Annotated in this window: 10 protein-coding genes and 1 pseudogene; all 11 read left to right on the plus strand. The window is 62.5% G+C overall.

The window, feature by feature from the left end:
• Nucleotides 1-650: lysophospholipid acyltransferase family protein (locus CMI59_RS16680; protein WP_293329359.1), on the plus strand; the 650-nt coding region annotated here is incomplete at its 5' end.
• Nucleotides 651-866: 216 nt separating this feature from the next.
• The gene (miaB, locus tag CMI59_RS16685; RefSeq protein WP_293329367.1) at nucleotides 867-2,279 is read left to right on the plus strand and encodes a tRNA (N6-isopentenyl adenosine(37)-C2)-methylthiotransferase MiaB; all 1,413 of its coding nucleotides are present in this window, start codon (nucleotides 867-869) and stop codon (nucleotides 2,277-2,279) included.
• Nucleotides 2,280-2,358: 79 nt separating this feature from the next.
• A complete protein-coding gene (locus tag CMI59_RS16690; protein WP_293329360.1) occupies nucleotides 2,359-3,420 on the plus strand; it encodes a PhoH family protein in 1,062 nt (353 codons plus the stop codon).
• On the plus strand, nucleotides 3,417-4,025 hold the full coding sequence (gene ybeY, locus CMI59_RS16695) for an rRNA maturation RNase YbeY (protein WP_293329361.1): 609 nt from the start codon (nucleotides 3,417-3,419) through the stop codon (nucleotides 4,023-4,025). The genes CMI59_RS16690 and ybeY overlap by 4 nt, the downstream gene beginning before the upstream one ends.
• 32 nt (nucleotides 4,026-4,057) lie before the next feature.
• Nucleotides 4,058-5,173 (plus strand): hemolysin family protein, encoded by a 1,116-nt coding sequence (locus tag CMI59_RS16700; RefSeq protein WP_293329362.1) that lies wholly within the window; start codon nucleotides 4,058-4,060, stop codon nucleotides 5,171-5,173.
• Between the two features lie 9 nt (nucleotides 5,174-5,182).
• Nucleotides 5,183-6,865 carry an apolipoprotein N-acyltransferase gene (lnt, locus tag CMI59_RS16705; protein WP_293329363.1) on the plus strand — a complete coding sequence of 561 codons (1,683 nt, stop codon included), beginning with the start codon at nucleotides 5,183-5,185 and terminating at the stop codon, nucleotides 6,863-6,865.
• Nucleotides 6,866-6,989: 124 nt separating this feature from the next.
• The gene (locus CMI59_RS16710) at nucleotides 6,990-7,424 is read left to right on the plus strand and encodes a helix-turn-helix transcriptional regulator (RefSeq protein ID WP_293329364.1); all 435 of its coding nucleotides are present in this window, start codon (nucleotides 6,990-6,992) and stop codon (nucleotides 7,422-7,424) included.
• Between the two features lie 248 nt (nucleotides 7,425-7,672).
• Nucleotides 7,673-8,839 carry a methionine adenosyltransferase gene (gene metK / locus CMI59_RS16715; RefSeq protein ID WP_293329365.1) on the plus strand — a complete coding sequence of 389 codons (1,167 nt, stop codon included), beginning with the start codon at nucleotides 7,673-7,675 and terminating at the stop codon, nucleotides 8,837-8,839.
• Between the two features lie 61 nt (nucleotides 8,840-8,900).
• Nucleotides 8,901-9,626, plus strand: coding sequence for a tRNA (guanosine(46)-N7)-methyltransferase TrmB (gene trmB / locus CMI59_RS16720; protein ID WP_293329368.1), 726 nt, complete (start codon nucleotides 8,901-8,903; stop codon nucleotides 9,624-9,626).
• A gap of 150 nt (nucleotides 9,627-9,776) precedes the next feature.
• A complete protein-coding gene (locus tag CMI59_RS16725; RefSeq protein WP_293329366.1) occupies nucleotides 9,777-10,736 on the plus strand; it encodes a class I SAM-dependent methyltransferase in 960 nt (319 codons plus the stop codon).
• A 135-nt stretch (nucleotides 10,737-10,871) separates the two neighbouring features.
• Nucleotides 10,872-11,153, plus strand: a pseudogene (locus CMI59_RS16730) (hypothetical protein); the annotation flags it as partial.

Genomic DNA, 11,153 nt, shown 5'->3' on the forward strand with positions numbered 1-11,153 from the left:
CCTGGCTCGACATCCCGATCATGAGTTCGGTCCTGCCGATCTCCTTCGTCGCCAAGAGCGAGGTCGCGGGCTGGCCCTTCTTCGGCACGCTGGCCCGCCTCCAGAACACGGTGTTCGTGGAGCGCGAACGCCGGACCCGCACCGCTGAATCGCGCAACCTCATCCATTCGCGCATCGCCGAGGGCGACAATCTGGTGCTCTTCCCCGAAGGAACCTCCAGCGACGGCAATCGCGTCCTGACTTTCAAGAGCGCGCTGATGAGCGTGGCGCAGCTTGCGGTCGTGAATGGCGAGGACGATCGCGAGGACGATCTCGTCGTTCAGCCGATTTCGGTCGCCTATACCAACCTTCATGGACTGCCCATGGGGCGCCACAACCGGCCCTTCTTCGCCTGGTATGGCGATATGGAGCTGGTGCCCCATCTCTGGGCGGCCTTCAAGAAGGGCCCGATTGACGTGGTGATGGAATATCACCGCCCGGTCACGATCCGGGAAATCGGCAACCGCAAGGCGCTGGCCAATTATTGCGAGGCCTGTTGCCGGATCGGGCTTGCGCGCGCACTGACGGGCCGTCATGTTCCCGGGCCGGAGGAGGCCGCAGCCGACCAGCCGTCGGCCCGGCCCACCCCCGCGGCGGCCGTCGCCCGATAATGGCGGCGCCCGGAAGGACGGCACCTCCGCAACATCGCATCCGGCGAACCCCCTCTCCCGCTGCTGTCGTGAACGTGATAGCGTTTGGGTCTACAGATCATATGCGGGCCGACCGGCCATGCATGGAAGAAGAGGGCGGTCCCGAAGAGTTGCTCAACGGTATGAGGAAACGAGCACCCATTGTCTGACACTTCAGCGTCCGAACAGCCAACGCATCTGGAAGGCACCGGCCCCGAAAGCAGTGACCACCCCGCCGGTGCGTCCGCCCGCAAGATTTTCATCAAGACCTATGGCTGCCAGATGAACGTCTATGACAGCGCCCGCATGGCCGATGTCATGGCGCCGAAAGGCTATGCCGAAGTCGATACGCCGGAGGAGGCCGATTTCATCCTCCTCAACACCTGCCATATCCGCGAAAAGGCCGCCGAGAAGGTCTATTCGGAACTGGGCCGTCTGCGACTGCTCAAGGAGGAGAAGGCGGCAAGGGGCGAGCGCCTGATGATCGGCGTCGCCGGGTGCGTCGCCCAGGCCGAGGGCGAGGAGATGCGCCGCCGCGCGCCCGCCGTCGATCTCGTGGTCGGGCCCCAGACCTATCACCGCCTGCCGGAATATGTGGCCCGTCTCGACAACGGCTCGCCCGGCATCGTCGAAACCGAGTTTCCCGTCGAGGCGAAATTCGAGAGCCTTCCCATGGCCGAAACGCGCAAGACGCTTGCGCGGGGGGCGACCGCTTTCCTCACCGTGCAGGAAGGTTGCGACAAGTTCTGCGCCTTCTGCGTCGTGCCCTATACGCGCGGCGGAGAATATTCCCGGCCGGTGACGCGTCTCCTCGATGAAGCGAAGGCACTGGCAGATGCGGGCGTGCGCGAAATCACGCTGCTTGGTCAGAACGTGAACGCCTATCACGGCGAGAACGATGCCGGCCGCGACACGACGCTGGGCGGTCTGATCCGGCGGCTGGCAGAGATTTCGGGTCTCGAACGCATTCGCTACACGACCAGCCATCCCCGCGACATGGATGACGAACTGATTGCCGCCCATGCGGAAGTCGACAAGCTGATGCCCTATCTGCACCTGCCGGTTCAGGCGGGCTCCGACCGCATCCTGAAGGCGATGAACCGCAAGCATACGGCGGAAAGCTATCTGCGACTTATCGAGCGCATTCGCGCCGCGCGCCCCGACATCGCCATGTCCGGCGATTTCATCGTCGGCTTCCCCGGCGAGACGGAAGAGGATTTCCAGGCGACGCTCGACCTCGTGCGCGAGGTAAAATACGCGCAGGCCTATTCCTTCAAATATTCCCCGCGTCCCGGTACGCCCGCGGCGACGGAGGAAGACCAGCTTGCCGAAGAGGTGAAGTCGGAAAGGCTGCAGCGTCTGCAGGCGCTGCTGAACGAACAGCAGCTCGCCTTCAACCGCGCCTGCGCGGGCCGGTCCATGCCGGTGCTTTTCGACCGGCGCGGCCGGGGCGAGGCGCAGCTCGTGGGCCGCAGCCCCTATCTGCAATCGGTGCATGTCGACGATGCGCCGGAAGAATTGTTCGGCCGTCTGGCCGAAGTCGTAATCGATGAAGGTCACGCCAACAGTTTGCGCGGCCGCATCGTGGAGAAGGCAGTGCTGACCGCCTGAGCGGGACCTCCCGCAACATGGCCACCAGGGATGAGCGCATTTGAGTGCAACGGGTGGACGACGGAACGAGACCGGAGGAATGACAAGTGTCTCCAGCGCATCGGGTGGCGGCGAAAGCCTCGTCCTTGCGTTCGACGATAACTCCCTCCTGACTGAACTTTTCGGTGCCAATGACCGGCATCTGGCCCGTATCGAACAGGGTCTCGACATTGTCGCGACCTCGCGGGGTAACAAGCTGGTCATCACCGGCACGGCGGAAGCGCGCGACCAGGCAGGCCGCGTGTTCAAGGATCTCTATGCCCGTTTGAAATCCGGTCAGGATGTGAATGCGGGCGAAGTGGACGGCGCGATCCGCATGGCGCAGTCCAGCAATGTCGAAGCCGCGGCCGAGGCGCGCGAGCCGGGCGGTCGTCTTCAGGTCGTCACCAAACGGCGGACGATTACGCCGCGCTCACAGACGCAGGCCGCCTATATCGATGCGCTCTTCAACAACGAGCTCGTCTTCGGCGTCGGTCCGGCGGGCACGGGCAAGACCTATCTCGCCGTTGCCGTCGCCGTTTCCATGCTGCTCCAGAAACGCGTGGACCGGATCATCCTGTCGCGTCCCGCGGTCGAGGCGGGCGAACGTCTGGGTTTCCTGCCCGGCGACCTGAAAGAGAAGATCGACCCCTATCTGCGCCCCCTTTACGACGCGCTTTACGACACGCTGCCGGGCGTGGAAGCGATGAAGGGGATCGAGTCCGGCGAGATCGAAGTGGCGCCGCTGGCCTTCATGCGCGGCCGGACGCTTGCCAATTCCTATGTCATTCTGGACGAGGCGCAGAACTGTACGCCTGTGCAGATGAAGATGTTCCTGACCCGTCTGGGCGAGAACAGCCGCATGGCCATCACCGGCGACCCGAGCCAGGTGGACCTGCCTCTGGGGGCCAAGTCCGGCCTCAAGGATGCGCTGGATGTTCTCGACGGCGTGCAAGGCACGGCCACGGTGCGGTTTTCCGATGTGGACGTGGTGCGTCATCCGCTCGTGACACGGATCGTCAAGGCCTATAACTTTCATGAACGCGGTCTGCTCGACACGTCGAATCATGGAAATGACGGCCCGAAGCCGGGCGAGCAGGGACACCGAAAGGATGGCAAATGAGCGCGGGTGACCCCCCACGCGGGAACGGACATTCGGGAGGCGGCTCCGGCGACGCGCCGCCATCGGGCGATCATACCCGTCCGAAACGCTCCGCCCCGGCGCGAAGTCCGGTTTCCGGACTGACCATCGATATCGTTCGCGAAGCAGGTGACTGGGACGGCGGCACCGCCGAAATCGTCAGGCGGGCGGCGGAGCACGCCTATGTGGTCGCAGGCGACACCGAGGGTGCGGAGCTTTGCGTGGTGCTGGGCGACGACAAGCTGGTTCAGGCCCTGAACCGGACCTATCGTGGCAAGGATGCTCCCACCAACGTGCTCTCCTTTCCCTCCATGGAAATGCCCGGCATGGCTGGCGGCGAGCCCCTTCTGCCCGAAGAGAGCGCCTTGCTTGGCGATGTGGTGCTCGCCCGCGAAACCATTGCGCGCGAAGCCGTGGAGCAGCACAAGAGCCTCTCCGACCATCTCACCCATCTTGTCGTGCATGGCGTGCTGCATCTTCTTGGCCATGACCATATGGAAGACGAAGAGGCCGAGGAGATGGAGGCCCTGGAACGCGACATTCTCGAAGATCTGGGCATCGCCGATCCCTATGCCTCCCAGCATTGAAACCCGGAACGGCTCTCTCTTTCGCAAATCCAATGGCTGACACCACCGACAGACCCGAATCCTCCCAGTCCGCATCCGCAAGGCACGATAGCTCCGAGCGCAAACCCTCCCGGGCGAAGTTCCGCTCCTGGCTGATGGCGCTTTTCGGGCTGGGCGGCAATGGTGACCATACGCTGCGCGATAGCCTGGAAGAGGTTATCGAAGAGCATGACGACACAAGGCGCAGCCTGACCGAAGAAGAGCGCCATATGCTCATCAACATTCTGAGCTTCGGCGAGCTCCGGGTGGAGGATGTGATGGTGCCGCGCGCCGACGTGGTCGCGGTGGAAGAAGGCGCGTCGCTGGAAGAGCTTTTTCAGCTCTATACCCAGTCCAGCCATTCGCGCATGCCCATCTATCGTGAGACGCTGGACGACCCGATCGGCATGGTCCACATCAAGGATGTGATGGCCTATCTCGCCGTGCCCTGCGCAGAGAGGCCCGGAACGGGGAACGCGACCTCCACGGACGGCAATGAAGAGACCGGGGACGACGAAGCGAGCGCCGCCGGAAACGACAAGGCCATAGCCCTTTCCGGCAACCGGTTCGCGCTGCGCGACATCAGGCGGAATGTGATCTTCGTGCCGCCCTCCATGCCCGCGCTCGATCTTCTGCTGAAGATGCAGGCGACGCATATCCATATGGCACTGGTCATCGACGAATATGGCGGCACGGACGGTCTCGTCTCGATCGAGGATCTCGTCGAGGAAATCGTCGGCGACATCGAGGACGAGCATGACATCGAAGCAGGGCCCACGCTGACCAAACGTCCCGACGGCACCATCGATGCCGATGCACGCTGCGAGGTGGAGGAGCTTGAGGAAATGCTGGGCCTCAAGCTTACCGACGAGGAAGAGGAAAATGACGTCGATACGCTGGGCGGCCTCGTCTTCTCGCTCGTCGGCCGGGTTCCGCTGCGCGGCGAACTCATCAGCCATCCCGCCGGGCTCGAATTCGAAGTGAAGGATGCCGACCCGCGCCGCATCAAGAAACTGCGCATCCATCTCGCCTCGCGCCGGTCGACGGAAAAGAGCCTTGCCGAGGCGGAGGCGGGCAAGCCGGAAAACGCATCGCCCGGGGCCGCGGGCGAACCGCTTCAGGAAGGCTGAGCCGGGTTCATGAAGATCGAGGAACGTCTGGACTGGGCGGCACGCCATGTCGAACGGATTGCCGACAGGTTGTCGGAAATGCGCCGCTGGCACCGTCTCGGGACGGCCTTTCTCGCGGGCGCACTGAGTGTCCTCGCTCTTCAGCCATTCGGGTTCTGGCCGATCCTTCTGCTGACGGTTCCGGTGCTGGTCTGGTTGCTCGACGGGGTGGGGGAGCCGGTCCGCGCCCGCCGCCGCAAGGTCCTCGGCAAGGCCTTCTTCACGGGCTGGTTCTTCGGCTTCGGCTATTTCTTTTTCGGTCTCTACTGGGTTGGCGAGGCCTTTCTCGTTCAGGCCGACAAGTTTGCCGTCTTCCTGCCTTTCGCGGTCACGCTCCTGCCGGCAGGTATGGCGATCTATGTCGGGCTGGCGGCGATGACCGCCCGGCTTTTCTGGTTCGCGGGCTATCGGCGCGTCGCGGTACTGGCGGTGAGCTGGACTGCTTTCGAGTGGTTGCGCGGCATCCTGTTTACCGGGTTTCCCTGGAACCGGGTCGGCGAAAGCCTCGTCGCCTCCGATGCCATGATGCAGGCGGCCGCCCTTGTCGGCGCGGCCGGACTGAGCCTGATCGTCATGCTGGCGGCGGGTTCGCTTGCCGCCTTCGATACGCGCATGCCGGCAAGGCGCGTCGGCGCAAAGCCGCATAACGGGGCGGAGCATTTCGCCCCGCTCGTTGTGGCCGGGGTGGTGCTGGCACTGGTCTGGGTGGGCGGTGCGGTGCGTCTCGCTTCCGCCGACACCGCCTATAACGGCAATTACTCGATCCGCATCGTGCAGCCCAACACGCCCTTTGCCACCAGCAAGGATAATCGCAACGAGCGCATCGTCTCGATCATCGGCAAGCTTTTGCGCATGAGCGCCGAGGCGACCCGCAAACGCCCGCTCGGGCCCGATGGCGATACGATCGTCGTCTGGCCGGAAGACGCGGTGGAAGTGCTGCTGGCGCGCGAGCCTTATGTCCTCTCAGCCATCGCCCGCATGCTGCCGCCCGGCGCCCTGCTCATTACTGGCGCCAATCGCGGCGAGCCTGCGCCGGACGGTCCCTCCGACAGGCTTCGCCGTTTCTACAACAGCCTTTATGTCGTGGGCTCCGACGGCAAGGTGCGGGCGGTCTATGACAAACATCACCTGGTGCCGTTCGGCGAATATGTTCCCTTCCGTCATTTCATGGCGAAGATCGGTTTCGAGAAGCTCTCCCATTTCAGGGGCAGCTTCGATACCGGGCCCGGCCCGGCCACGCTTCATGTGAAGGGCATGCCGCCGGTCGGTCCGTTGATTTGCTACGAAGTCATCTTTCCGCGTGAAACGGTCGTGCCGGGGGACCGTCCCGACTGGCTGGTGAACATCACGATCGACACCTGGTTCGGCACGACGAGCGGTCCCTATCAGCATCTCGCGCAGGCCCGCCTCAGGGCAGTGGAGCAGGGTTTGCCGCTGGCGCGGTCGGCCAATAACGGGGTTTCGGCCATGATCGATCCCTATGGGCGGTTGCTCGATACGCTGCCGCTGGACACGCAGGGCGTCATCGATGCGCGCTTGCCCGCGGCCTTGCCGCCAACGCTCTACGCCCGGCTCGGCGATGGATTTGTCCTGTTTCTAGGCATTTTGCTGTTCCTGCTTTCCGCATGGCGGAGTCCGTCTTTAAAGGCGTGATGAAAGCCCCCCTTTGCCGCTGTCTATCCCCACCCCCAGTTGCGTGACGCAACTTCCCAGTGCTATCGGTTGTAGCGTGGCCGGGTGGGGCACACGGATGTAGGCAAGGTATCTGGGGGCTTGTGTGAGCAGAAAACCGCCGAATCCTGTCGATATTCATGTCGGCGGAAGAATACGAATGCGTCGCATGCTGATTGGCATGAGCCAGGAAAAGCTGGGCGAATCCCTGGAGCTCACCTTTCAGCAAGTCCAGAAATATGAGAAAGGCTCCAACCGGGTAGGAGCCAGTCGCCTCTATCAGATCGCTCAGGTTCTGGGCGTCCCCGTTTCCTATTTTTACGAGGGGCTCGAGGCCGCATCCACCGCCGATGAAGGCCCGGATACGGGCTTCGACTTTGAATTGCTCTCCACGACCGAGGGCATTCAGCTCAATGCCGCTTTCTTTTCGATCAGCGATCCGAGCCTGCGAAAAAGGCTGCTGGACCTGATTAAGCTATTGGCAAATAGGGAAGAAATCGATTCTCCCCTTGAGCAGGCGTCGGCTCTGGCGAGCGACTGACACAAAATCGATATGCACTTATGTGCATATCTTTTTACACAGATGTTGACCCGGCAGGCGATCCTTGCAAGAACCTATGGCGTGTCTGGCGCTGCATCTGGCTGCGCCGGCCGCATCGAAAGAACCAATAACGCCCGTACCCCCGGCGGCCATCCTAGTGGATGGGCGCGGAAGCGGGTCTGAGCGCGCCGGGCGGAGCCATTTCCCCTGCGCTGCATGACACTCATCTCGAAACGAGGGAGATAAATTTGGCACGGTCAAATTTCCTGTTCACCAGTGAATCAGTTTCCGAAGGGCATCCCGATAAGGTTTGCGACAGGATTTCCGATTCCGTGCTCGATCTTTACCTTTCGGGTGATCCTTATTCCCGTGTGGCCTGCGAATGCCTGACCACCACCAACAAGGTGGTGCTGGCCGGCGAAGTGCGTGGCCCGGAATCGATCACCAAGGAGCAGATCGAGGAAACGGCTCGCCAGGCGATCAAGGACATCGGATACGAGCAGGAGGGCTTCCACTGGAAGACCGCCGACGTCGAAGTCCTGCTGCATGAGCAGTCCGCCCATATCGCGCAGGGCGTGGACGCCGCCGGAAACAAGGACGAAGGCGCTGGCGACCAGGGCATCATGTTCGGGTATGCCTGCACCGAGACGCCGGATCTGATGCCGGCGCCGATCGACTATTCGCACAAGATCCTGAAGAGCATGGCCGAGGCGCGTCACGCCGGCGGCACGCTTCTGGAGCCGGATGCGAAGAGCCAGGTCACCATGACCTACGAGAACAACAAGCCGGTTGGCGTGCGTTCCGTGGTCGTGTCGACCCAGCACAAGGAAGAAGCCAAGCAGGAAGAGCTTCGTGAAGTCGTGCGTCAGCACGTCCAGAAGGTTCTGCCCGATGGCTGGTTCCCGCCGGAAGACGAGTTCTACGTGAATCCCACGGGCAAGTTCGTCATTGGCGGACCCGACGGCGACGCGGGCCTTACGGGCCGCAAGATCATCGTCGACACCTATGGCGGCTGGGCGCCCCATGGCGGCGGTGCCTTCTCCGGTAAGGATCCGACGAAGGTTGACCGCTCGGCAGCCTATGCGGCGCGCTATCTGGCGAAGAACGTGGTCGCGGCCGGCCTTGCCGATCGCTGCACCATCCAGCTCGCCTATGCGATCGGCGTGTCCAAACCGCTGTCGATCTATTGCGATCTGCACGGCACGGGCAAGGTCGGTGAGGAAGCGGTCGAGAAGGCCGTTGCCGAATGCATGGACCTCAGCCCGCGCGGCATTCGCGAGCATCTCGAGCTCAACAAGCCGATCTATGCGCGCAGCGCCGCTTACGGTCACTTCGGCCGCAAGCCCGACAGCGATGGCGGCTTCTCCTGGGAGAAGACGGACATTGCCGACAAGATCGCAGCCGCCATTAAGTAAGCGGTTGATCGCGACCGGCGATTGAGCCATTACGGCGCCCATGAAAAGCGCCGACCGCGATATGAAAGATTTGCCCCGCCCCTCGTCCGAGAGACGTCATGTCTACGGGCGGCGGCGGGGCAAACGTTTACGTGAGCATCAGAACGATCTGATGGAGACGCTGCTGCCGCGCGTTTCGGTGCCGCTCGATCACGAGGCGCCGCTCGATCCGGCAACGCTTTTCGAGCCGGCGACGAAGGAGATCTGGCTCGAAATCGGGTTCGGGGGCGGCGAGCATCTGGTCTTTCAGGCCGGGCGGAACCGCGATGCCGGGATTATCGGCTGCGAACCCTTCATCAATGGCGTGGCCAAGCTGCTGGCCGAGATCGAGGCGCAAGAGCTTTCCAATGTGCGTGTCCTGAGCGACGACGCCCGCTTTCTTCTCGAAAGGCTGAAGCCGGAAAGCCTGTCGCGAATCTTCATCCTTTATCCCGATCCCTGGCCGAAAAAGCGCCACAACAAGCGCCGCTTCATCAATCCTGAAACGCTGTCCCTTCTCGCCCGTGCGCTGAAGCCGGGCGGGCGTTTGCGCTTCGCCAGCGATATTCCCGATTATGTCGGCTGGACGCTCGCGCGCATCCTCCGTCACAACCGGGAGAGGGAAAACGGGCAGGGGTCCTTCGAGTGGCAGGCCGAGCGTCCGGCGGACTGGCGCACCGCGCCGGAAGACTGGCCGGGCACCCGATACGAGGAAAAAGCGATCCGAGAAGGTCGCACGCCAGCCTATCTGGACTTCATTCGCCTTTAGCTCCGGCGCCACACATAACAATCTCCGCTTTAGACCGATGACCCGCCTTTCGTGCGCTTATCAGGTTGGTGGATTCCGGCCCTGTCGCTAGACTTTAGCCGCCGCGCCAGTCTGTTCGGGCACCGTGATCGCGATCTTTGGAGTAGCAAGATGGACATTTTGAACCTCGCGGTCTGTCCACGCTGCCATTCGCGTGTCGAACGCCGGGATGGCGGGATTTTCTGCACCGATGCGGGTTGCGCCCTGAGTCGGGAAGGTTTTCCGGAGACGGGTGGGCAACCCGTGCTGGTCGATTTTGAGAACAGTATTTTCTCGCGCGAAGATGTGAGTTCGACCGCTGGCGGTCTCGACGATCGGCGGGTTTCCAGTCCTCGGAGCTTGCCGAACCGGGTGAAATCCCGGCTGCTGGGTGTCAATCAGGTGGCCCATCAGGCCGCCGCCTATTTTTCCCGGCGGCTGAAATCCAGACCTGATGCGAAGCTGCTTGTGATCGGCGGCGGCACGATCGGCAGCGGTATGGAAGCGCTTTACACCGATCCCGGTTTTCATGTCGTCGGTACGGATGTCTATGCCTCTCCCGACACGCTATTCGTTGCCGATGCCCACCGTCTGCCCTTCCCCGATGCAAGTTTTGACGGGGTCTGGATTCAGGCGGTTCTCGAGCATGTCCTCGAGCCGCATATGGTGGTCGCGGAAATCCACCGGGTTTTGAAGCCGGAAGGCCTTGTCTATGCCGATACGCCCTTCATGCAGCAGGTTCACGAGGGCGCTTATGACTTTTCGCGTTTCACGCTGAGCGGCCATCGCTGGCTCTTCAGGCGGTTCGACCTCATTGCCGCCGGGCCGGTAAAGGGTGTCGGTACCAGCCTCAACTGGTCGCTGCGCTATTTCATCCGGGCCCTCACGCGGAGTGAGAAACTGGCGAAATTGACCGGATTTGCGTTCTTCTGGCTGAGATTTTTCGATGGATTGGGCGATTTCGGCATGAATGCCGATGGGGCAAGCGGCGTATATTTCATCGGCAGCAAATCGGACCGGGAACTCTCCCCGGAGGAAATCGTTGCGTTCTACCGGGACCGCCGCGCTTTGCACCGATTGGAGGCATTGTAGGCCGCCCTTGCCAGAGCAAGGGTTTTGGGCCTATAAAGAGCCCAATTGATGGCGCTCTTACAGAGTGGGTCGTCTCCGGAAACGGGGGCCCGCTTTTTTTGTTTTTAGAGCCCCGTTTTGGCAATTGGAGCCGGGATGAACGCGACAGCCGCCAATTCGGCAGCAGGCGACGCAGAGGGCGAAAACGGGACGGACGATCCGCGTCTCGACACCCATCTCATTGCCGCGCCGGGCATTCCGCGGCGGATCTTCGAGCTGATCCGACCCACCGCGGCCGATATGGGCTATGAGATCGTGCGCGTGCGCTACGGCCTGCAGGACGGGCACACGCTGCAGATCATGGCCGAACGTCCCGACGGCACGATGGTGGTGCAGGATTGCGAAGACCTTTCCCGTGCCGTGTCTGCCTTGCTCGAC

The sequence above is a fragment of the Parvibaculum sp. genome, assembly GCF_002684405.1.
Classification (GTDB): domain Bacteria; phylum Pseudomonadota; class Alphaproteobacteria; order Parvibaculales; family Parvibaculaceae; genus Parvibaculum.